The organism is Pseudomonas sp. JC1203 (assembly GCF_056175065.1).
The window spans coordinates 1-21,691 of record NZ_JBWCAM010000036.1; the positions used below are offsets into that span (position 1 = coordinate 1).

The 21,691-nt window shown below is 64.7% G+C and carries 19 protein-coding genes; 7 read left to right on the forward strand and 12 right to left on the reverse strand.

Annotation, left to right across the window (positions count from 1 at the left end; translation table 11 throughout):
• From AC0SZ7_RS31210 to tssB, 8 genes are all read right to left on the reverse strand, one after another.
• The coding region (locus tag AC0SZ7_RS31210; protein ID WP_475507932.1) for a hypothetical protein at positions 1-235 on the reverse strand (235 nt) is incomplete at its 3' end.
• A gap of 2 nt (positions 236-237) precedes the next feature.
• A complete protein-coding gene (tssH, locus tag AC0SZ7_RS31215; RefSeq protein ID WP_475507933.1) occupies positions 238-2,838 on the reverse strand; it encodes a type VI secretion system ATPase TssH in 2,601 nt (866 codons plus the stop codon).
• A 110-nt stretch (positions 2,839-2,948) separates the two neighbouring features.
• Entirely contained in the window at positions 2,949-3,440 is a 492-nt protein-coding gene (locus AC0SZ7_RS31220; RefSeq protein WP_475507934.1) for an Hcp family type VI secretion system effector, read from the reverse strand.
• 13 nt (positions 3,441-3,453) lie between these two features.
• Entirely contained in the window at positions 3,454-5,133 is a 1,680-nt protein-coding gene (locus AC0SZ7_RS31225) for an OmpA family protein (RefSeq protein WP_475507935.1), read from the reverse strand.
• Between the two features lie 10 nt (positions 5,134-5,143).
• A complete protein-coding gene (gene tssL / locus AC0SZ7_RS31230; RefSeq protein ID WP_475507936.1) occupies positions 5,144-5,824 on the reverse strand; it encodes a type VI secretion system protein TssL, short form in 681 nt (226 codons plus the stop codon).
• A complete protein-coding gene (gene tssK / locus AC0SZ7_RS31235) occupies positions 5,821-7,176 on the reverse strand; it encodes a type VI secretion system baseplate subunit TssK (protein WP_475507937.1) in 1,356 nt (451 codons plus the stop codon). The genes tssL and tssK overlap by 4 nt, the downstream gene beginning before the upstream one ends.
• Positions 7,177-7,199: 23 nt before the next feature.
• The gene (gene tssC / locus AC0SZ7_RS31240; protein WP_475507938.1) at positions 7,200-8,738 is read right to left on the reverse strand and encodes a type VI secretion system contractile sheath large subunit; all 1,539 of its coding nucleotides are present in this window, start codon (positions 8,736-8,738) and stop codon (positions 7,200-7,202) included.
• Positions 8,739-8,770: 32 nt separating this feature from the next.
• Positions 8,771-9,274 carry a type VI secretion system contractile sheath small subunit gene (tssB, locus tag AC0SZ7_RS31245; protein ID WP_475507939.1) on the reverse strand — a complete coding sequence of 168 codons (504 nt, stop codon included), beginning with the start codon at positions 9,272-9,274 and terminating at the stop codon, positions 8,771-8,773.
• A 454-nt stretch (positions 9,275-9,728) separates the two neighbouring features.
• Between tssB and AC0SZ7_RS31250 the strand changes: the two genes are divergently transcribed.
• Positions 9,729-10,043 (forward strand): cupin domain-containing protein, encoded by a 315-nt coding sequence (locus AC0SZ7_RS31250; RefSeq protein WP_475507940.1) that lies wholly within the window; start codon positions 9,729-9,731, stop codon positions 10,041-10,043.
• A gap of 179 nt (positions 10,044-10,222) precedes the next feature.
• On the opposite strand, the gene AC0SZ7_RS31255 is transcribed toward AC0SZ7_RS31250, so the two are convergent.
• Both AC0SZ7_RS31255 and AC0SZ7_RS31260 read right to left on the reverse strand, forming a co-directional pair.
• A complete protein-coding gene (locus AC0SZ7_RS31255; RefSeq protein WP_475507941.1) occupies positions 10,223-11,590 on the reverse strand; it encodes an MFS transporter in 1,368 nt (455 codons plus the stop codon).
• 108 nt (positions 11,591-11,698) lie between these two features.
• Positions 11,699-11,833 (reverse strand): PSPA7_2676 family Cys-rich small protein, encoded by a 135-nt coding sequence (locus AC0SZ7_RS31260; RefSeq protein ID WP_475507942.1) that lies wholly within the window; start codon positions 11,831-11,833, stop codon positions 11,699-11,701.
• A 288-nt stretch (positions 11,834-12,121) separates the two neighbouring features.
• Between AC0SZ7_RS31260 and AC0SZ7_RS31265 the strand changes: the two genes are divergently transcribed.
• Positions 12,122-14,452 carry a putative bifunctional diguanylate cyclase/phosphodiesterase gene (locus AC0SZ7_RS31265; RefSeq protein WP_475507943.1) on the forward strand — a complete coding sequence of 777 codons (2,331 nt, stop codon included), beginning with the start codon at positions 12,122-12,124 and terminating at the stop codon, positions 14,450-14,452.
• 397 nt (positions 14,453-14,849) lie between these two features.
• Positions 14,850-16,490 carry a malate dehydrogenase (quinone) gene (gene mqo / locus AC0SZ7_RS31270; protein ID WP_475507944.1) on the forward strand — a complete coding sequence of 547 codons (1,641 nt, stop codon included), beginning with the start codon at positions 14,850-14,852 and terminating at the stop codon, positions 16,488-16,490.
• A 49-nt stretch (positions 16,491-16,539) separates the two neighbouring features.
• Here the strand turns inward: mqo and AC0SZ7_RS31275 are convergent, their stop codons facing one another.
• Positions 16,540-17,538, reverse strand: coding sequence for an NAD(P)H-quinone oxidoreductase (locus AC0SZ7_RS31275; protein WP_475507950.1), 999 nt, complete (start codon positions 17,536-17,538; stop codon positions 16,540-16,542).
• Between the two features lie 146 nt (positions 17,539-17,684).
• Between AC0SZ7_RS31275 and AC0SZ7_RS31280 the strand changes: the two genes are divergently transcribed.
• Positions 17,685-18,578, forward strand: a complete 894-nt coding sequence (locus AC0SZ7_RS31280; protein ID WP_475507945.1) for a LysR family transcriptional regulator — start codon at positions 17,685-17,687, stop codon at positions 18,576-18,578.
• On the opposite strand, the gene AC0SZ7_RS31285 is transcribed toward AC0SZ7_RS31280, so the two are convergent.
• On the reverse strand, positions 18,541-19,038 hold the full coding sequence (locus tag AC0SZ7_RS31285; protein ID WP_475507946.1) for a methylated-DNA--[protein]-cysteine S-methyltransferase: 498 nt from the start codon (positions 19,036-19,038) through the stop codon (positions 18,541-18,543). The genes AC0SZ7_RS31280 and AC0SZ7_RS31285 overlap by 38 nt on opposite strands.
• A gap of 174 nt (positions 19,039-19,212) precedes the next feature.
• Between AC0SZ7_RS31285 and AC0SZ7_RS31290 the strand changes: the two genes are divergently transcribed.
• The 3 genes from AC0SZ7_RS31290 to AC0SZ7_RS31300 all read left to right on the forward strand — a co-directional run.
• Complete coding sequence (locus AC0SZ7_RS31290) at positions 19,213-19,905, forward strand: GntR family transcriptional regulator (protein WP_475507947.1); 693 nt, start codon at positions 19,213-19,215, stop codon at positions 19,903-19,905.
• A gap of 3 nt (positions 19,906-19,908) precedes the next feature.
• Positions 19,909-20,799 (forward strand): methylisocitrate lyase, encoded by an 891-nt coding sequence (prpB, locus tag AC0SZ7_RS31295; protein WP_475507948.1) that lies wholly within the window; start codon positions 19,909-19,911, stop codon positions 20,797-20,799.
• A 108-nt stretch (positions 20,800-20,907) separates the two neighbouring features.
• On the forward strand, positions 20,908-21,691 hold a 784-nt coding region (locus tag AC0SZ7_RS31300), incomplete at its 3' end, for a citrate/2-methylcitrate synthase (protein ID WP_475507949.1).

The window sequence follows — 21,691 nt, forward strand, 5'->3', positions numbered from 1 at the left end:
GGCCGCGGTACAGCGGTTTCACCGGCAACGGGAACAGGCGGAAAATGGCGTCGCAGCGCAGTACCTGTTCGGGTGAGATGTCCTGCACCGGGCTGGTGAATTCGATGCGGTAGGTGAAGCACTGGCTGAGGCGCTCTTCGCCTGCAAAGGCCAGCACGTCCAACGGCGCTTGCAGCTGGCTGATGTTGAGGCGGTGGCGGGTGTGGTCGAAGAGGATGCGTGGGGCTTCAGCCATGGTCAGGCCTCCTGGGCGGCTAGGTCGTGGAATTGCAGGGTGATGCCGTCGACGTCGCAGTGGCCGAGAGTGACCGCGCGGGTACGCTGGCGGGCGGCCTGGCGTTGCAGCAATTGCTGGCTGAGCACCGGCAGGATCTGCTGGTTCAGCAGGCTGTCGATGTTGCGGGCGCCACTGTCGGGCAGCAGGCAGGCGACGGTCAGGGCGTCGACCAGCGCGGGCTCGATATGGCAGGCCAGGCCGTAGTGGCGGTGCAGGCGCCTGGAGACCTGGGCCAGCTTGATGGCGACGATGCGTGCCAGCGCAGGCGCTGCCAGGGGGCGGTAGACCAGGGTCTGGAAACGGGCCAGCAGCGCCGGCTGAAAATGCGCGCGCAGGCATGGGCGCAGCAAGGCGTGCAAGGTGCTGTCATCGGCGTCGGGGTACTGTTCCAGCAACCCTTGCAGATGATCGCTGCCCAGGTTGGAGGTCATGACGATGACGGTGTTGCGAAAGTCGATCTCGCGGCCTTCGCCGTCGCGCATGAAGCCGCGGTCGAACACCTGGTAGAACAGATTGATCACGTCGCGGTGGGCCTTTTCCACCTCGTCGAGCAGCACCACGCTGTAGGGCCGTTGGCGCACGGCTTCGGTCAGCACGCCACCCTGGCCGTAGCCCACATAGCCGGGCGGTGAACCCTTGAGCTGGCTGACCGTGTGCGCCTCCTGGTACTCGGACAGGTTGAGGGTAACCAGCGATGTCTCGCCACCGAACAGGCAATCGGCCAAGGCCAGTGCAGTCTCGGTCTTGCCCACGCCACTGCTGCCCACCAGCAGGAATACCCCCAGTGGCGCGTGTTCGGCGGCAAGGCCGGTCCTGGCGGCGCGCAGGCGCTGCGCCAGCGCCGCCAGCGCGCGGTCTTGGCCGATGACACGCTCGCCCAGCTGCCGTTCCAGCGCCAGCAGGCTCGCCTGCTCATCCTTGAGCAGGCTGCCCAGGGGAATGCCGGTCCAGTCGGCAATGACTTCGGCGACGTTGCGCACGCCCACGTCCAGCGACACCAGCGGCTGGTTGCCCTGGGCCGCCAGCAGTTGCGCTTGCAGGGCGGCGCAGGTCGCTGGAACGGCTGGCACCTGCTGGCGGGCGGCCAGCAGGTGCGTGGTGAAGGCAAGCTCCTGGCGGTATTGTTCTTCAAGCGCCTGCGCCGTCTGCAGCAGGCCGGCATCGCGCGCATCCAGCGCAGCCAGTGGTTCGGCGATGGCCTGGCCCGTCAGTTGCGCGTCGTCCTCCAATGCGCTGCGCTCCAGCGCCAACGCCTGGCGCTGGGCGCTGAGCGCCACCAATGCCTGGGGTTCGCAGTCCAGGCTCATGCGCACGCGGGCGCTGGCGGTGTCCAGCAGGTCGACGGCCTTGTCAGGCAGTTGCCGCCCCGTGAGGTAGCGACGGGACAGGGTGACAGCAGCCTGCACCGCTTCATCCAGAATGTGCACGCCGTGGTACTGCGCGTAGCGCGCCTTGAGGCCACGCAGCATCAGGCTGGCAGCGGCGTCATCGGGCTCCGCCACGGCCACGCGCTGGAAGCGACGCTCCAGCGCGGCGTCACGCTCGAAGTACTGTTTGTACTCCGACCAGGTCGTGGCAGCGATGGTGCGCAACTCGCCCCGGGCCAGGGCAGGTTTCAACAGGTTGGCGGCATCGGCACCGCCGGCCTGGTTGCCGGCACCGATCAATGTGTGCGCTTCATCAATGAACAGCAGCACCGGCGAGGGTGACTGTTGCACGGCTTCGATGACCTGCTTCAGGCGCTGTTCGAACTCGCCTTTCACCCCTGCCCCAGCCTGCAACAGGCCTAGGTCCAGGGTGCGTACGCTGACCGCCTTGAGGGCCTCGGGCACAGTGCCGGCTGCGATGCGCAAGGCCAGGCCCTCGACCAGCGCGGTCTTGCCCACGCCCGGCTCACCCACGAGCAACGGGTTGTTCTTGCGCCGACGGCTGAGGATGTCGATGACCTGGCGAATTTCGCTGTCACGGCCCAACACAGGGTCTATCTCGCCCTGGCGCGCCTTGGCCGTGAGGTCCTGGGTGAAGCGTTCAAGCACGGGCTGCGCTACACGATCGCCGCCAGCTGAAACCACTGGCTCGGCCGGCGAATCCGGCCGTTCCACTGACTGCTGAAGCAGCGGCGCCAGGCGTTCCAGCTGCGTCTCGCCGAGGCTGAGCAGCGGCCAGCTGGCATGGCAGGCCAGCAACTGCGGCATTTGCGTCAGTGCGCCCAGCAGGTGCACCGAGCGCAGGCAGTCGTTGCCGTCTTCAAGTGACGCGCGCAGCCAGGCCTGCTGAATGAGCTGCTCAAGCTTGCGGCACAGCTGCGGCTTGGCCTGGACACTGCGCGGCAGGCTGTCGAGGTGATCGAGCAGGCCGCGCCACAGGGTATCCATGTCCCATTCAAGGCGCCGGGCGATCAGGGTCAGGTCGCCCTCCCCCTGCTCCAGCAGCTTGAGCAGCCAATGCTCGACGGTGATGTAGCCATGGGCACGGCTCTGGCACAGCGACGCCGCGGCGCTCAAGGCCTGGGCGCAATGGGGGTTGAGGCGGCGGAGCAGACGACTGGCGCTGGGTACCATGGGGTACTTCCTTGTGGATAGAGACGGGCGGGGGCGCACGAGGCGGGATGTGCTTGGCTGAGCGCCCGCGAACGGACGCTCAACCCTGCACACCGGCAGGTTCATGGGCCTCAGCCGGTCTGGCGTTCACTCCAGGAATCGGAGTGGATGATGTTGCCGTCCACATAGGTCCAGGTGATCTTCTCGTAGCGCAGTTCGATCTCTTCCAGGTGGTTGTGCTTTTCCTTGGCCGGGTCTTTCACGTCGTGCATCTTGGGGGCTACCTGCACCACCTTGACGTTCTCCAGGGTGGTGTTGAAGTACTCCACCTCCTGGCCCGCGTCGTCGATGCGGTACCACTTGAACTCGGCGCTTTTCAGGGTCTGGCCCGTGCTGACCGCCTTGTAGAGGTATGGGCTGCTGGCATCGATCTCCTTGGTGAACAGGAACGGCGTGTGGATACGCGCGCCGGTCAGCTTGCCGGTGTTGTTGTCGGTGGGGATGTAGACCTTGTGGTCCTGGGCCACCACTTCGATGCTGCCCTCGCGGCTCTGCACGTCGACAGAGCCCTTGAGCTCGGCGCCGCCGTCGTCTTTCAGCCACAGGTAAACGGGAATAGCCATGTAAAGCTCCTTCTCAAAATGTCGCGACATGCGACTGGGTTTGCAGGCCCGATGCCGTTGCAAGCTGGGCGCAGGCCCCAGCTTCGGGCACCAGGCGAATATCGACGCGGCGGTTGGCCGTGCGCCCGTGTTCGGTGTCATTGCGGGCGATGGGTTGGCTGGCGCCGAAGCCCTGGACGGCGAAACAGCTGTCCGGGATGCCGCCCATGGCCTTCATCCAGTCGCGGACAGCGGCTGCACGGGCGCGCGACAGCAGCAGGTTGGTGTCAGCGCTGCCCGAGGCATCGGTATGCCCGGCAATCACGATCAGCCACCCAGGCTGGGCCTTGATGTGAACCAGCGCCTGGACCAGCACCTGGGTGGACTCGGGCTTGAGCTGGGCGCTGCCGATGCTGAACAGCGACAGGCTGTCCAACCGCACGGGTGCCGGGGCGAGCTGCGGTGGAGGCGCATTGACCACCGCGTGTACCGGCAGGCGCAGCCGGTTGCCGTGGTACAGGCCCAGGCCCAACGCCCAGGGCGCGCCATGGCGGAAGTTGTGGTCCAGGCGGTCGGCGTCCTGGCGCAGGGCAGCCAGCGCCTGCTGGTGCTCCTGGCGCGCTGCTGCATTGCCTGGCGGAACATGCGCGACGGCGGCATGCCGGCGCAGGTCATCGGTGACCTGCCGCGCCAACAGGGTGTTCTGCCAGGCCGAACTGCCCAGCGCTACCGCGCCTGCCAGGGTAAACATCCATACGGCGGCAACGGCGGCGCGACGCTTCGCCCAACCTTGCGCGGTAACCGGCAACAGCTGCAGCAGCGGGTCGGGAAATGGCAGCGCAGCCCCTGCAACCTCCGGCGTGGCCTTTGTCAGCCCGGCCCGGGCATGCAGCCATTGTTGCCACTGGTTTGCTGGCAGCCGTGGTGCGCTAGCGACCAGACTGATGGCGCACGCCAGGGGCCGTACCATCGCGGTATCGCCGGGGGCGGCGGTGAAACACGAAAGCACCTGGGCATGCAGCCACATGGCTGCGCTGTTGAGTTGCACGCTGGCGTGCAACCGCGCAGTCGCCTGCTGGTGGGTAGTGGCCTGTCGTTGCCACTCACCCAGGTCGGTGCAAGCGCCGCCGTCGCGCACATGCATACTGGCCTGGCCCGCCGCCCAACTGAACCATGCCCCCGTGCCGTGGCTGGCAGGGACATGGCTGATGAGCAACAGTGGCAGTTCATGGCCCGCCCTGCGCGCCAGCAGCAGCTGGTGAACGAACGCGCGGACCCGGCATGCGACGCTATCGGTGCCCTGATGTTCGCCGGGGTTGACGACGAACATCACGCTCAACTGCCCTGCCCACTCCGGCCGCACCGCCTGCAGCCCCGCCACTGCCGCAGGCAGCTGCTCGACCTTGGCCACCTGTACATAGCAGCCTTGTGCGGTGGTACGCAGGGAAGCGCCAGCAAACAGCGGCGACAAACCGTCGCCGCACACCAGCACCACGGGTAGCCCGTACCCGGCTGGCGGCAACCCGGGCTCGGCAACACCCAGCCCTTCAGCCTGGCCACGCTGCCCTGCCCGCCGCCAGGCCCAACCCACCGCAACGATCGTTGCCAGCGCCGCCACGGCGCTGGCCGTCGCGCTCAAAGGCACAATCAACCACAGCACCAGCAGGAGTGCGCCCGCCCACAACCACAGTGTGCGCCTGGGTGCCTGCGTCATTCCCCGCACCTCAGGCCACACCGACCAGCAACGTGCTCACCAGGTTGCCAAGCAGGGACGACAGCGCCCACCAGCCGGCGACCAGAAGCAAGCCAGCGGCCAGGCAATGGGCCAGCGGCGAGGCATTGAACCAGCCGCTGAACCAGGCCGCTCCGCCCGCTTGGGAGGGCAACGCCAAGTGCACCTGCATGGGCTGCACCTGGGCGTTCAACGCCGCCAGCAACTGCGCACGTTCGGGGACGTCGACCTCGCGGTAGCGGCCACGAAACCCCAGGGTCAGCACCCGCTGGTAAACCGTCAGCACCAAGGGGTCGGCCGAGGGTTGGCGCAGCAGTTCGCGCAACGACTCATACAGGTAATCCCCGGCCTGGTGCCGGCTGAAGAACCGCGCCTGCAAGGGCTCGCTGGCCCAGGCGGCATGGTCCTCGCCCTTGGCGATGCTCAATACCGTTTCATCCAGCAAGGCACAGTGGGCATGGCTGATGTGGTCGATGCTGGCCTGGCTGACGCCTGCGCTACCCAGCTCGGCCCGTACCCGGTCGATCTGGGTGATGCAGCGCTCGCGCAGGGTCGCGGCATCGTGCAAGGGCGCGCTTTGCTGCAACTCCACCACCAGCAGGTAGCTGTCCTGCAGCAGTTGATCGATAGGCACGGCCGTGGCGGCGGGCTCTTTCATGGTTGGAAGGCTCATGTGCGTAGCACCGCGAACAGTTCAAGCCTTGCGTCCGCCAGCGTGCTGGGTATGTAGAAGGCGCAGACACCTGCAGCCAGTACCGCCTGGCCCTTGGCATGGTTGAGGTCCAGGGCGAAGTACTGGTTTTCCAGGCGCAGGGGAATGGCCGCGGGAACATGCGCCAGGGGTAGCAGCGGCACGCCATCGAGGGCGGCGTTGACCAGGTGGTCGACGTCGTCTGGCGTGCCTGCCTTGCACAGGCGCGGGAATTGGCTCTGCAATTGCGCCGCCGGCAGCCGGCAACACACCGACAGGTAGAAGTCCGCGCCACCGGGTTCGCGCAAGCGCGGATCGTCTAGCGCTACCTGCCAGCGGTTGGCGCTGGTCAGCTCCAGCGCCAGGGCAATCACCCTTGACGGCAGGCTGGCTTCCAGCAAGGTCGAGATGGTTGCCATCAAGGGCGGGAACACGTTGCCAAGGGCCTCATGACGGTAGGCAGGCAACTGATCGACGTCGTGTTCCAGGGAAAATGTCAGCAGCCCGCCCGCCAGCTTGACCAGTTCCAGGTACACCAGCTCAGGGTGGCGCGCCGGGTGCGCGCAGAGGTCGGCCAGCACCGGCTGGTAGGTATTGAGCGCATTGAGCAGCCAGAACAGCGACACGTCGGCCACCGCGAAGTCGGCCATGCGCTGGTTGCTCTCGCGGCGCATGCCCATCAACCGCACGCGCTTGGCGGCCAATTGGGTCAGCAGGTTGTGCAGCTGGGTCAGCAGCCCGGGGTGCGCGGCAAAGCTCAGCAGAGGCGGCACGTAGCCGGGGTCCAGCAGCCAGCCCTGCTGGCCGTCGCGCATCAGCCGGGCTACCGGGGTGGTGACAAAGTCAGCGTTGTCATCCGTGGCCAGGCGCAGGCTCAACGCCTGCTCCAGCACCCCCACGCTTTGCACGTCGTCACCGTAGAGGTCCTGCACCTGCCGCCAGCCCTGGACGTAGCGCATGGGCCGGTCCACCCGCGTGCCCTCGAACACGCAATTATTGCCGTTGGCCTGCTCCAGCGGCAGCGCCACCACGACGACTGCATCCAGCACGTCGGCAGGCAGCAGCTGCGCCAGGTCCAGCGCCGGGGGCAGCGGGTCGACGGCATCGGAGTCGATCAGCGTGCCGTCCGGCAGGCGCAACCGCAGCTGGCTTGCCTTGAGTTTGCCCAGGCGCAGCGCGTCCAGGTCAAACGTCGCCGCCCCAATGCCCCAGGGATACGTCAGCGTCAGGTGGGCAATGCATTCGTTGGTCCAGGCTTCCCAGCGCGCCTGCTGCTGAAATTGCTGCGGGCTCAGCAAAGCCCCCGCGGCCCACAAAGGACGGTCGATCTTCATCGCGTGTTCTCCCTGTGGCCCGCTCAGGCCTTGGCCTTGGGCATCTGTGAAACCAGCGACAAGTTGACGTCCATGCCCTCGACCTGGAAGTGCGGCACGGCGTAGAGCTTGACCCGGAAAAAGCCGGGGTTGTCGTCGATGTCCTCGACCGTGACCTGCGCCTCGCGCAATGGGTGCGAGGCCTGCAGGTCATCGGCGGGGTCGGTCATCTCGGTCACCAAGCCACTCACCCAGCGGTTGAGTTCCAGCTCCAGCACGCGCCGATCCTTGGTGGTGCCGATGTTTTCGCGCTGGATAAGCTTCAGGTAATGGGCAATGCGCGACAGCAGGAAGATGTAGGGCAGCCGCGCGTTGATACGGCTGTTGGCGGTGGCATCGACGGTGTCGAACAACGCCGGTTTCTGTGCGGAGTTGGCCGAGAAGAAGCAGGCGTAATCGCGATTCTTGTAATACGAAAGCGGGATGAAGCCGAGGTTGGCGAATTCGAATTCACGGGTTTCCGGAATCATCACCTCGGAGGGAATCTTCACCTGGTTGCCGGTGCCCAGGTCATACAGGTGAATAGGCAGGTCGGTGACCGCCCCGCCCGATTGCGGCCCGCGTATCTGCACGCACCAGCCGTTGGCAATGAAGCTCTTGACCATGTTGGCGGCGAAGGCGAACGAAGCGTTGGTCCACAGGTATTTGTGGTGGTCGGGGCCCTTGACGCTTTCCACGTAATTGAAGCTGCGCACCGGTAACGTGTCCGGGCCATACGGCAGGCGCCCCAGCACACGGGGCATGGTCAGGCCGACGTAGCGGGCGTCGTCGCTGTCGCGGAAGGCCTTCCATTTCAGGTATTCGGCGCGATCGAAGTAGTTGCCGATGTCCTTGATGGCAGCCACCTCCTCCATGGTCTGCTTGCCAAAGAACCCGGGGCCCACGGCGCCAATGAACGGCATGTGCGCGGCGGCGGCGACCTTGGAGATGTTGCGCAGCAAGGCGATGTCCTGCGGGCCGCGGCCGAACTCGTAATTGGAGATGGCCGCGGCAATGGGCTCGCCACCGGGTGTGTCGTATTCCTGTATGTAGGTGTGCTGGTACAGGCCACTCTGGGCCACTTCCGGGGCATCGTCGAAGTCCTGCACCAGGTGTTCCTTGCTGATATCCAGCAGCTCGATGCGCACGTTCTGCCGAAAATCGGTCTGGTCGATCAGCGACTTCACCCCGCGCCACGTGGATTCCACCTGCTGGAAATCGGCATGGTGCATCACCGCGTCCAGTTGGCGGCTGATCTGCCGGTCCAGCAAGGCGATATGCTCGTCCAGCAAGGTCCTGTCCAGACGCTCGACCTTGCGCGCCGACTGCTTCAACAAATCCAGGAACACACTGACCGCGGCGGTTACGCGCGTGTCAGCCGAGGCCTCCGCCATTGCCTCGGAATGCTGAAACTCCTCGATGTTTGCCAGGGTGGCGACCGGGCTCAGATTGATCTTCGCGAACAACCCGCCATACACACTTTGACTTTCTTCAGGCAACACTTCAGCGCCACGGGCCGATGCCGTGTTTTGGCTTGCAGACATGATGAATTTCCCTATAAAACAGAAGCGATGAATTAGCGAGGCGTTTGCGGCACCAACAGTGCCAGTTCGGCACGCAGTTCATTACTTAATGTGTCATCGCGTAGAATGCGTTCAAACTCTTGGCGAAAGGTGCTGTTATCCAACAGATTGGACTTGAGATCGCGTAACAGATTGCGCATGGCAAGCAATGCCCGCAACTGGGGAATCTGCCTGGCGACCTGCTCGGGCTCAAAGTCTTTCATGGCGCTGAAGCTCAGTTCTGCAACCGTTTCGGACGCATCACCCAGCAGGGTGTTTTCCACGCTGACTTTCAGCGTAGGGGAGAACTCCGCGAGCACACTGTCGAAATTGTTTTTGTTGATGTCCACCTTGCTGCGCGCCGACAGCGCCCGCTGCTCGCGGCCGTTGCTGTAGTCACCCATCACCATGAGCTTGAGCGGCAGTTCCACCTTGCGTTGCGCACCGCCTGTGTGCAACTCCAACTTGATGTTGACGCGGGCCTTGGGTACTTCATTCTGAAAACTGTTCGACGCCATCGGTTTCCCCTTCGTGACAAAAAGCAACTATCGATCAGGCACAGCCATGTTGCCGCCCTATAAAGGGAGTTCGGCATGGCTAATGAGTGCCTGCCTTGATGGCCGCGATGCCAGAAAAGTAAGCCAACGCTTTAAGTAATACTACCCCTCAGGGGGATTCGAGAGGCGACCTACACTGCAGAGTAATATTTCCTACAAATCGAGCTAAAAACCCTTACAGATACACACCGCATTCAAACTACAAAGTAAAAATCACGTTCTGTAGAATCAAGAGCTGACCCACAATAATTACACGCCTGCGAAAAAATACTCACGCCTTATCTGCCGAATCACCCCACGAAATAGTTTCAGCTCGTATATAAAGGTTGAAACCGACCCCCAGGGCAAAGCACCCAGCCGCTTCTGCATTTGATATCCTCGGCGCTCCCCGCAAAAAGGCCCTGACGAACGCCCCATGAAAATCATCCAGCCGAAAACCTTCACCGGCGACTGCCCTTGGGCCGCCCTCGACATCGCCACCATGACCGGCACCATCACCACCCGCCTGCACTGGACGGACCAGCCCTACAAGTGGCACGTGAACGACGGCCAGGAAGTATTCGTGGTGCTCGACGGCCAAGTGCACATGCATTACCGCGAAGCAGGCGTGGAGCACACCGCGTTGCTGCAGACGGGGGACATTTTCTATGCGTCGGTGGGCACCGAGCACGTGGCGCACCCGGTGGGCGTGGCGCGCATTCTGGTTGTCGAAACCGAAGGCAGCGTCTGACCGGGCCTTGGGTCTGTATGAAATGTGTTCCAGCGAAGGCCAGGCAAGGCGAAAACAGGCGAGGAACGGCCGGGGTCGCGCCCGACTTTACGGGTTGTAAATGAGCATTCCGATCGGACTCGCGCACGAGCCTGCTTTCAACGCAGCATGGTCGAGCTGGGATGCATTTCGTACAGAGCCTAGCGGAAGCCGCCCCCCACCTGCCACACCCGCGCCCCGCTGGCCACGCTGCCCACCAGCGCAAACCCGCAGCCCAGCCACAACGCCCACGCAGGCCCGCTGCCCAGCGATGCATGGAAACACAGCGCCACCAGCGAAGCGCCGAGGGTTTGCCCCAGCAGCCGCGAGGTGGCGACGATGCCGCTGGCACCGCCGCTGCGGCTGGCTGGGGCGCTGGTCATCAGCGCCTTGAGGTTGGGCGACTGGAAGAAGCCGAAGCCGGCGCCGCACAGGGCCATGCGCCAGCCGATGTCGAAGGCGCTGGCACCCTCGCCCAGCAAGGCCAGGGCGGCCATGCCCAGGCTCAGCGCCAACAGGCCGATGCCGCCCAGCAGGCCGGGCGAGAAACGGTCAGCCAGGCGCCCGGCCACCAGGGCGGTAAGCGCCACCACGGCGGGCCAGGGGGTCATGAGAAAGCCGGTGGCCACCTGGCTGTGGCCCAGTACGCTTTGCAGCAGGAACGGCAACGCCACGAACGCCAGCCCTTGGCTGGTGAAGGCGCAGATGGCGGTGGCTGAAGACAGCGCGAACAGCGGCCGCCTGAACAGGTCCAGGGCCAGCATGGGCGCCGGGTGACCGGCTTGGCGGCGGATAAGCAGGGTGCCACAGGCCAGCGCCACGGCCAGTTCCACGCCGGTCAGCAGGCCGCTGGCGCCGTGCACGGTGGTGCCCAGGCCCAATACCAGGAAGCCGAACAAGCCTGCGCAGAGCACTGCGGCCACGCGGTCGAAATCGTGGCCGGCACGTTCGACCTCCGGCAGGTTGCGCTGGGCCAGGACGGCAGCCAGCACGCCCAGGGGTACGTTGATGAGGAATAGCCAGTGCCAGCTGGTTACCGCCAGGATCGCCGATGCTGCCGTGGGCCCCAGGGTGAAGGCAAGGCCCACCACCAGCGAGTTGTAGCCCATGCCCCGGCCCAGCATTTTCGAGGGGTATATGAAACGAATCAGCGCAGTATTGACGCTCATGATTGCCGCCGCGCCCAAGCCCTGCACCACCCGGGCAATGGCCAGTGACGGCAGCGACCAGGCCAGGCCGCACACCAGCGACGACAGCAGGAACACCAGCAGCCCGCCCAGGTACACGCGGCGGTGGCCGAGCACTTCGCCCAGCGAGGCGAACGGCAGGATGGTGGCGACCATGGCCAGCTGGTAGGCGTTGACCACCCAGATGACCGAGGCGGAATCGGTGCCGATGCCGCTGGCCAGGGTGGGCAGCGCAGTGTTGACGATGGCCGAGTCGAGGGTGGCCATGCCCACGGCAAGCGAGATGGCGATGACAGCGGGAATACGGTTGTGGCTGGGCAGACCGTCAGCGGGGGCAAGCATGCGCGAAGGTATCCAGAATCAGACAAGGAAGCACTGGAGAGTACCGTCGCGCCTGGCAGAATTCATGTCAATTTGGCCTGGCTGTCAGACCTTTCATGTTGCCGTCATTCAGTTGACGACAGGGCTGTGGTAACGCAGGGCACCGCAGCGTTCGCAACGCTCGCAGGTCATCAATGCCGAGCCCAGCATTTGCGCAGGGTATGCAGCCCATTCACAACCTTTGATCAGACAGATGATACTCACGGCAACCTCCTCGGGGTAACGCCCCGACTGTTCTTGCCAAGCACCGTTGCAGGGTTCGAGCCAACTGCGCACGGGCGCTAAAACCTGCTTCGCCACCTTTTATTGCCGTGCATTTTGCAAGGTGGCGCGGCTCACGCCGTGCAGACCGCCGGGTCAGCCGTGCAGCTCGTCCGATTGCCTGCCCTGCCCCTCAACCTTTGCGCCCTCCGACCGATAGAACGGTTGCAGTGCCGCCTTGGCGCCGCGCGCGACAGGGAGTCGACACCTTGACTCGGCAGACCGGCATCGATGACCCAGAAAACCCTCAATGATTTCCTGCGCTGCCCTGGCACCCGTTACCTGGTGATGACGGCCGCCCTGCTGGCGAGCCTGCTGGCCATGACCGACGGCACGCCGTGGAGCGCGCCGTGGCAATCGCCGCTGACCTTGTTGTGCCTGGGCGCCATCGTGCTGCTGGGTTTGCTGGCGGTACAGGTGGGCATCAGCCAGCGCCTGATTCGCCGGCGCAACCTGGAGCTCAAGCGCCAGATCGCGGACCACGCCGTGGTGCGCGCGTCGCTGGCGCTGAGCGAAGACCGTTTTCGGCGCCTGTTCGAATGCTCACCGGACGCCGTGTGGATCCTCGACCAGCATGGTTTCAGCAGCCAGGCCAACGCCGCCATGCTCGCCACCTTCGGCTTCAGCGACGCTGCGGCGTTCAAAAACATCAGCCCCCTGGACCTGTCGCCGCTGCTGCAGGAGGACGGCACGCCCTCGGTGGAGCGTGCCGACGCCGTGTTGACTGCCGCCAACGCCAAGGGCGTGCAACGCTTCGAATGGACCCACCGGCGCCTGGACGGCAGCCTGTTTCCCGCCGAAGTGACCCTCAGCGTGCTCGACCTGGACGGCGAGCCCGTCACTTTTGCCGTGGTCCGTGACATCTCCCAACGCCGCCAGGCCGAGGCCGAGCTGCTGCGGCAGAAAACCCTGTTGCAGGCCATTGTCGACAACGCGCCGTCGCTCATCTACATGTTCGACCCCCAGGGCCGCCTGGTGCTGTGCAACCAGCTGTACGAAGACGCCGTGGACCATCAGGAAGCCGAGCTGGTGGGCCGCCGTCGCGACGATTTCATGATCCCTGCCGACGCGGTCCAGCAGAACCTCGACGACTCCACGGTGCTGATCAGCGGCCAGGCCCAGCGCTTCGAGGACATTCACCACAAGCGGGGTGAACCGCGCACCTACCTCACCACCAAATGCCCGCTGCGCACGCCCGACGGCCAGTTGCTGGGGGTGCTGGGCATTTCCAACGACATCACCCGCCTCAAGCAGACCCAGGAAGCCCTGGAACGCCTGGCGCATTTCGACGCCACCACCGGGCTCGCCAACCGCGTGCTGTTCCACCAGCGGCTGGGCGAGGACATTCGCCAGGCAGCCACCCATGGCCGGCAACTGGCAGTGCTGGTGCTGGACCTCGACGGTTTCAAGACCGTCAACGACACCCTCGGCCACCCCACCGGCGACCGCCTGCTGCACGAAGCCACGCTGCGCTTCCAGCGTGCGCTGCGCCCCGGCGACCTGGTGGCGCGGCTGGGCGGCGACGAGTTTGCCTTCGTGCTGCCGATCAACCGCCAGGTAGAGGAAGTCATCAGCCGCCTGCAGGCCCTGCTCGACAGCCTGCGGCCGGCCTTCGACCTGGACGGCAGCACGGCGCTGATCACCGCCAGCATCGGCGTGGCCCTGTACCCGGCGGACGGCACCTGCGCCGACACCCTGCTGCGCCATGCCGACACGGCCATGTACGCGGCCAAGGAGGCCGGTCGCAACGACTACCGCTTCTACCAGCGACACATGACCCAGCACATGCAGGAGCGCGTGAGCCTGGAGCACGCCCTGCGGCGGGCCCTGGACAATGACGAGCTGGAAGTGTGGTACCAGCCCAAGTTGAACCTGGCCGACGGCCAGGTGATGGGCGCCGAAGCGCTGATGCGCTGGCGGGACCCGGTGGCCGGGCTGATTGCCCCTACCGATTTCATTCCCCTGGCCGAGCGCACCGGGCTGATCGTGCCCATGGGCGAATGGCTGCTGGACCAGGTCTGCGCACACCTGCGCCAGTGGCGTGACAGTGACTGTTTCCACGGCCACGTGGCCATCAACGTGGCGGTGCCGCAGATCGAGCGCAGCGACTTCGTCGACACCGTCAGCCGCGCCCTGCAACGTTACCAGCTGCCCGCGCGGCTGCTGGAGGTGGAAGTGACCGAAAGCCTGTTCCTGGAAAGCCGCCAACTGGCGCGCAGTGTGCTGGGCCGCCTGCAGGGCATGGGCGTGACCACCGCGGTGGATGACTTCGGCACCGGTTATTCGTCGCTGGCATACCTGCACCTGCTGCCGGTGGACAACCTGAAGATAGACCGCGCGTTTATCCAGGAACTGCCGCACTCGGCCACACACGTGGCCATTACCCGGGCGATCATTCAGCTGGGGCATGCGCTGAAGTTCAGCGTGACGGCCGAAGGTATCGAGACCCCGGAGCAATACGATTTCGTCCGCCAGGCCGGCTGCGACGTGGGCCAGGGCTACCTGATAGCCCGCCCCATGCCCGCCGCCGAGTTTGAAGCCTGGCTGTACCAGAACCCGTAACAATAAACGTATCCGTGGGAGCTGGCTTGCCAGCGAGCTGTTGGGGCCCTGAAGCTCGCTGGCAAGCCAGCTCCCACAAAACCGGTCTTTGAAGAGTCAATGATGGCATTTACGCCATTTCATGAAACATTTTTCATACGACTAAGGTATTATCCCCCCGCGACGAAGTGACGCAACCGCGCAAAACTTCTAGCAATCCAGATAGCAATACAGGCGTCGCTTGGCGCCCCCATAAAGAATGCCCCCAGTAGCTGTCGCTAATAATTAACAAGAAATCGGCTCCGGAGGGACATGACTACGGAAAAGGTAGCTCGCTATCTTTTTCAGTGCTCACTGCCCCCGCAATTTCGCCAAGAGAGCGGGACGCGGATTGAGTTTTTTAAATCAGGGGTTATTGATGTTGAAGAAAATGAACAGGACCCTCCTGGGTCTGGCGTTGTCCATGACGCTGCTGCCGGCCCATGGCGCCGAGCCGAAGAAAGTCGATGTGCTGCTGGTGGGCGGCGGCATCATGAGTTCCACGCTGGGCATCTGGCTCAATGAGTTGGAGCCGGGCTGGTCGATGGAAATGGTCGAGCGCCTGGACGGCGTCGCCGAGGAAAGCTCCAACGGCTGGAACAACGCCGGTACCGGTCACTCCGCCCTGGCCGAGCTGAACTACACCCCGGAAGGCAAGGACGGCAAGATCGATATCTCCAAGGCCGTTGAAATCAACGAGTCGTTCCAGGTATCGCGCCAGTTCTGGTCGTGGCAGGTCAAGAATGACGTGCTGAAGAACCCGCACTCGTTCATCAACTCCACCCCGCACATGAGCTTCCTGTGGGGCGACGACAACATCAAGTACCTGAAGAAGCGCTACGACGCCCTGCAGGCCAGCCCACTGTTCCGCCCGATGCAGTATTCCGAAGACCCGGAGCAGATCAAGAAGTGGGTCCCGTTGATGATGGACGGCCGCGACCCGAAACAGAAAGTCGCCGCTACCTGGACGCCCATCGGCACCGACGTGAACTTTGGCGAAATCACCCGCCAGTTCGTTGGCTACTTGCAGACCAAGTCAAACTTCGACCTGAAACTGTCCAGCGAAGTCGAAGACATCTCGCGCAATGACGACGGTTCGTGGCGCGTGACCTACAAGAACCTGAAGGACGGTACCGAATCGGTCACCGACGCCAAGTTCCTGTTCATCGGCGCCGGCGGCGGTGCCCTGCACCTGCTGCAGAAGTCGGGCATCCCTGAAGCGCGCGAATACGCAGGCTTCCCGGTGGGCGGCTCGTTCCTGGTCACCGACAACGCCAGCGTTGCCGAGCAGCACATGGCCAAGGCCTATGGCATCGCCTCGGTAGGCGCACCGCCCATGTCGGTTCCGCACCTGGACACCCGCGTGCTGGACGGCAAGCGCGTGATCCTGTTTGGCCCATTCGCCACCTTCTCCACCAAGTTCCTCAAGAACGGCTCGTACTTCGACCTGCTGACCAGCACCACCACGCACAACGTGTGGCCGATGACCAAGGTCGGTATCGAACAGTACCCGCTGGTGGAATACCTGGCCGGGCAACTGATGCTGTCGGATGACGACCGCTTCAACGCCCTGAAGGAATACTTCCCGAAAGCCAAGAAGGAAGACTGGCGCCTGTGGCAAGCCGGCCAGCGCGTGCAGATCATCAAGCGTGATGCCGACAAGGGCGGCGTGCTGAAACTGGGCACCGAGATCGTCGCTTCCCAGGACGGCACCATCGCCGGCCTGCTGGGCGCCTCGCCAGGTGCCTCGACTGCCGCGCCAATCATGCTGAGCGTGCTGGAGAAGGTGTTCAAGGACAAGGTCGCCACCCCGGCCTGGCAGGACAAACTGCGTCAGATCGTGCCTAGCTACGGCACCAAGCTGAACGACCATCCTGAAGCCGTGATGCAGGAATGGACCTACACCAGCCAAGTCCTGCAGCTGAACCCGCCACCGGCCATCGACCTGACTGCGGCCCCGCAGCCACAGGCTGCCCCGGCCAAAGCGGCCAGCAACCCAGCGGCTGACATGGCGCTGTAAAGCCCGACGGCAGCCGGCCCTGCAAGGCCGGCTGCCTTGGCTAACCTGATCAAACCACCTGCAACACAATCTTGCCGATGTGATCACCGCCTTCCATGCGCCGGTGGGCACCCGCGGCGTCGGCCAGGGGAAACACCTGGTCCAGCACCGGCAACGACTTGCCTTCGGCCAGCAACGGCCACACGTGACGCTCCAACCCAGCGGCGATCACCGCCTTCTCTTCCGTACTGCGCGAACGCAGCAGCGACCCGGTGACCACGGCCTGCTTGGCCATGATTGCCAGCAAATTCACCTCCTTGACCTTGGCGCCGCCCAGGAAGCCGATCACCACCAGGCGCCCGCGACGGGCCAGGGCGGCGATGTTCTGCTCGAAATACGAGCCGCCCATGATGTCCAGGATCACGTCCACGCCTTTGCCTGCGGTGCGTTCGGCAATCACCTGGGCGAAGTTTTCCTCTCGGTAATTGATGGCCTCGCCGCCCAGCGCCTGCACCTGCGCGCATTTTTCTGCAGTACCAGCGGTGGCGAAGGCCTTGATGCCCAGCGCCTTGCACAAGGCCAGCGCACTAGTGCCAATGCCACTGGTGCCGCCGTGAACCAGCACGCTCTGGTTGGCGTCCAGGTGGGCCATATCGAACAGGTTGGCCCACACGGTGAAGAAGGTTTCGGGAATGGCGGCGGCGGTGACCATGTCCATGCCCGGCGGTATCGCCAGCGCCTGGGTGGCCGGCACGCTGCAGTACTCGGCATAGCCACCGCCGTTGGTCAGCGCGCAGACTTTGTCGCCCAGGGCAAAACCTTGCACCTGCGCGCCCAGGCCCACCACCTCGCCTGCCACTTCCAGCCCCGGCAACGGGTTCATGCCCGGTTGCATGGGGTATTGCCCGGCGCGCTGCAAGGCGTCGGGGCGGTTGACGCCGGCGGCGTGCACCTTGATCAGCAGTTCATGGGGTTGCGCCACGGGCAGTGGGCCCTGGCGCGGTTGCAGGACTTCGGGGCCGCCGGGCTCGGTGATCTCGATATAGGTCATGCTGGACGGCAGTTGAATGGCAGGCATGGTCGCGCTCCGTATCAGTTGGGCTATTGGCAGTGACCACCGCCAACAGCAAGGCGTTCATCATAGCCCTGCAAGAAGATGCAATAATGCAGCGATTACCCATCCATAAGATGCATAAATGCATCACAGGAGCGAGCATGAACTGGGACGACACGCGTTTCTTCCTGGCCCTGTGCCGCGAACGCACCCTGCGCGGTGCGGCGCGGCAGTTGGGCGTGGACCAGGCCACCGTGGGCCGGCGCATCGCCGCCCTGGAAGAGGCGCTGGCCGCGACGTTGTTCCTGCGCAGTTCCGACGGTTACCGGCTGACCTCGCCGGGTGAAGCCGCCTACAGCGCGGCGGTGCACATGGAGCAGGCCGCCCACGACCTGCAGCGGCGCATCCAGGGCCTGGATGACGTGCCCAGCGGCCAGGTGCGGCTGGCCACCACCGATTCGCTGGCGGTGGATTTCGTCATCCCCGCCCTCGCCCGCCTGCGTGTGCAGCACCCGCAGGTGCAGGTGGATGTGAAGGCCTCGACGCAGATGCTCAACCTGGCCCGGCGCGAGGCCGACATTGCCATCCGCACCGTAAAGCCGGACAACCCCGACCTGCTGGTACGGCGGCTGGCGGCGTGGCCGGTGGGGTTATTTGCCTCGGCGCACTACCTGGAACGGCACGGCGTACCGGAGCCGGGCAGCGGCTTTGCCGGCCATGCCCAGGTGGCGTGGCAGCCCTATGTGGAAGCTGGCCGTGCCAGCACATTGCTCGATGAGCCGGCCCAGAGCGCCGAAATCAGTTGCAGCGCCAGCACCAGCCTGCTGGTGCGCCAGGCCGTGGCGGCCGGACTGGGCCTGAGCGAACTGCCGATACTGGCCGGCGAGCGCGACGGGCTGGTGCGGGTATGGCCGCAGCGCGTGCGCGCGCAGCCTTATGAAGTGTGGCTGGTAAGCCACGCCGACCTGCGCCACACGGCGCGGGTAAACGTGGTGGTGGAAGCGCTGGTGGCAGCGTTCAGCACACCGACAGCAGATCCCGACGTTCCAGGCTGAGCAGGAACTGCTTGGCCGGCAAGCCGCCGGCAAAACCGGTGAGGCTGCCTGAACTGCCGATAACCCGGTGGCACGGCGCCACGATGGAGATGGGGTTGCGGCCATTGGCGGCGCCCACCGCGCGCACGGCCTTGGGGTTGCCCAGCTGGGTGGCAATGTCCAGGTAGCTGCGCGTTTCGCCGAATGGGATGGCCAGCAACGCCTGCCACACCTGCACCTGGAAATCGGTGCCGGCAAAATCCAGCTCCAGGTCGAACTGCTGGCGCTCGCCGGCGAAATATTCCTGCAACTGCGCGGCGGTGCGCAGCAGCATCGGGTGGTCGCCCTGCTCTTGCAACTCGCCCAGGCGCACACGGTTGGGGCGGTCGTCTTCCCACAGAATGGCCGCCAGTTTGGGGCCGCGAGCGACCAGGGTCAGCAGGCCCACGGGGGATTGTAGGAATTTGCAGGCGTAGTCCATGGCAGCGGTTCCAATCGGTCGAGGGGGCATTCTAAGCGCCCTGCCCCGGGAAAAAACCCCATTTCTTGCGCAGCAGCGGTTATTGGACCATTGTCGACAATCACTGTTTTTTCTTTGACTTGATGTGCGGATATGGCTATTTTCGACCATATCAAAACACAGTGTGTCGACAATATGCCCAGCACCCTCGCCGCCGAAGACTCCGAAACGCTTTCCGAAAACGTCTTCCGGCGTATCCAGGCCGCCATCGTCAAGGGCGAGATCGCCCCCGGCAGCAAGATCTCCGAGCCGGAGCTGGCGCGCACCTACGGCATCAGCCGCGGGCCGCTGCGCGAGGCCATCCACCGCCTGGAGGGCCAGCGGCTGCTGGTGCGTATTCCCCACGTGGGCGCGCGGGTGGTGTCGCTCAGCCATGCCGAGCTGATCGAACTGTACGAAATTCGCGAATCGCTGGAAGGCATGGCCTGCCGCCTGGCGGCCGAGCGCATGACCGAAGCCGAGATCGAGGAACTGCGCCAGGTGCTGCACACCCACGAGCGTGACGCAGCCTTCCAGGCCGGCGTGGGCTATTACCAGCAGGAAGGCGACTTCGACTTCCACTACCGCATCATCCAGGGCAGCGGCAACCGCACCCTGGTGCAAATGCTCTGTGGCGAGCTGTACCAGCTGGTGCGCATGTACCGCATCCAGTTCTCGGCCACACCCAACCGCCCGCGCCAGGCGTTTACCGAGCACCACCGCATTCTGGATGCCATCGCCGACCGCGATGGCGAATTGGCCGAATTGCTGATGCGCCGGCACATCGGGGCATCGCGCCGCAATATCGAGCGTCACTACCCGGACGCTTCCACCCAGCCTGAGAGGTGAGTCATGAACAATAAGAACAGTCCCGGCCAGCGCTTCCGCGATGCCGTTGCCAACGAACATCCGCTGCAAGTGGTGGGCGCCATCAACGCCAACCACGCGCTGCTGGCCAAGCGTGCCGGCTTCAAGGCCATCTACCTGTCGGGTGGCGGCGTCGCGGCGGGCTCCCTGGGCCTGCCGGACCTGGGCATCAGCGGCCTGGACGACGTGCTCACCGACGTGCGCCGCATCACCGACGTCTGCGACCTGCCGCTGCTGGTGGACGTCGACACCGGCTTCGGCTCGTCGGCGTTCAACGTGGCGCGCACGGTCAAGTCGATGATCAAGTTCGGCGCTGCCGCCATCCACATCGAGGACCAGGTGGGCGCCAAGCGCTGCGGGCACCGGCCCAATAAAGAGATCGTCAGCCAACAGGAAATGGTCGACCGCATCAAGGCGGCCGTGGATGCGCGCACCGATGACAGCTTCGTGATCATGGCGCGCACCGACGCCCTGGCCGTGGAAGGCCTGGACGCGGCCCTTGAGCGCGCCGAGGCCTGCATCGAGGCCGGCGCCGACATGATCTTCCCCGAGGCCATCACCGAACTGGCCATGTACAAGCAATTCGCCGACCGCGTGCGCGCGCCGATCCTGGCCAACATCACCGAATTCGGTGCCACGCCGCTGTACACCACCGAGCAGCTGGCGTCGATGGACGTGTCGCTGGTGCTGTACCCGCTGTCGGCGTTCCGCGCCATGAACAAGGCGGCCGAGAACGTCTACGGCGCCATCCGCCGCGACGGCACGCAGCAAAATGTCATCGACACCATGCAGACTCGCATGGAGCTGTACGACGCCATCGACTACCACGTGTTCGAGCAGAAGCTGGACGCCCTGTTTGCCCAGAAGAAAGGTTAAGAAACACCTGTGGGAGCTGGCTTGCCAGCGAGCTTTTCGGGGCCCCACAAACTCGCTGGCAAGCCAGCTCCCACATTCCAGACAATAAATTCAAGAATGGAGACAACCATGGCCGAAGCAAAAGTATTGAGTGGTGCCGGCCTGCGTGGCCAGGTGGCCGGGCAGACCGCCCTGTCCACCGTGGGCCAGGCCGGCGCCGGCCTGACCTACCGTGGCTATGACGTGCGCGAACTGGCCGAGCACGCCACCTTCGAGGAAGTGGCCTACCTGCTGCTGTACGGCGAGCTGCCCAACCACCAGGACCTGGACCACTACCAGCACAAGCTCAGCACCCTGCGCGACCTGCCCAAGGCGCTGAAGGAAGTGCTGGAGCGCATCCCCGCCAACGCCCACCCCATGGACGTGATGCGCACCGGCTGCTCGTTCCTGGGCAACCTGGAACCGGAAAAGACCTTCGCCCAGCAGCACGACGCCACCGACCGCCTGCTGGCGGCCTTCCCGGCGATCATGTGCTACTGGTACCGCTTCAGCCACCACGGCGTGCGTATCAACTGCACCAGCGACGAGCCGGACGTGGCCGGGCACTTCCTGCACCTGCTGCACGGCAAGGCGCCCAGCGAGCTGCACCGCAAGGTGATGAACGTGTCGCTGATCCTCTACGCCGAGCACGAATTCAACGCCTCGACCTTCACCGCGCGGGTGTGCGCCTCCACCCTGTCCGACCTGCACTCCTGCGTAACTGCCGCCATCGGCAGCCTGCGCGGACCGCTGCACGGCGGCGCCAACGAGGCGGCCATGGCCATGATCGAGAAGTTCAAGAACCCCGAGGAAGCCGTGCGCGGCACCCTGGGCATGCTGGAGCGCAAGGACAAGATCATGGGCTTCGGCCATG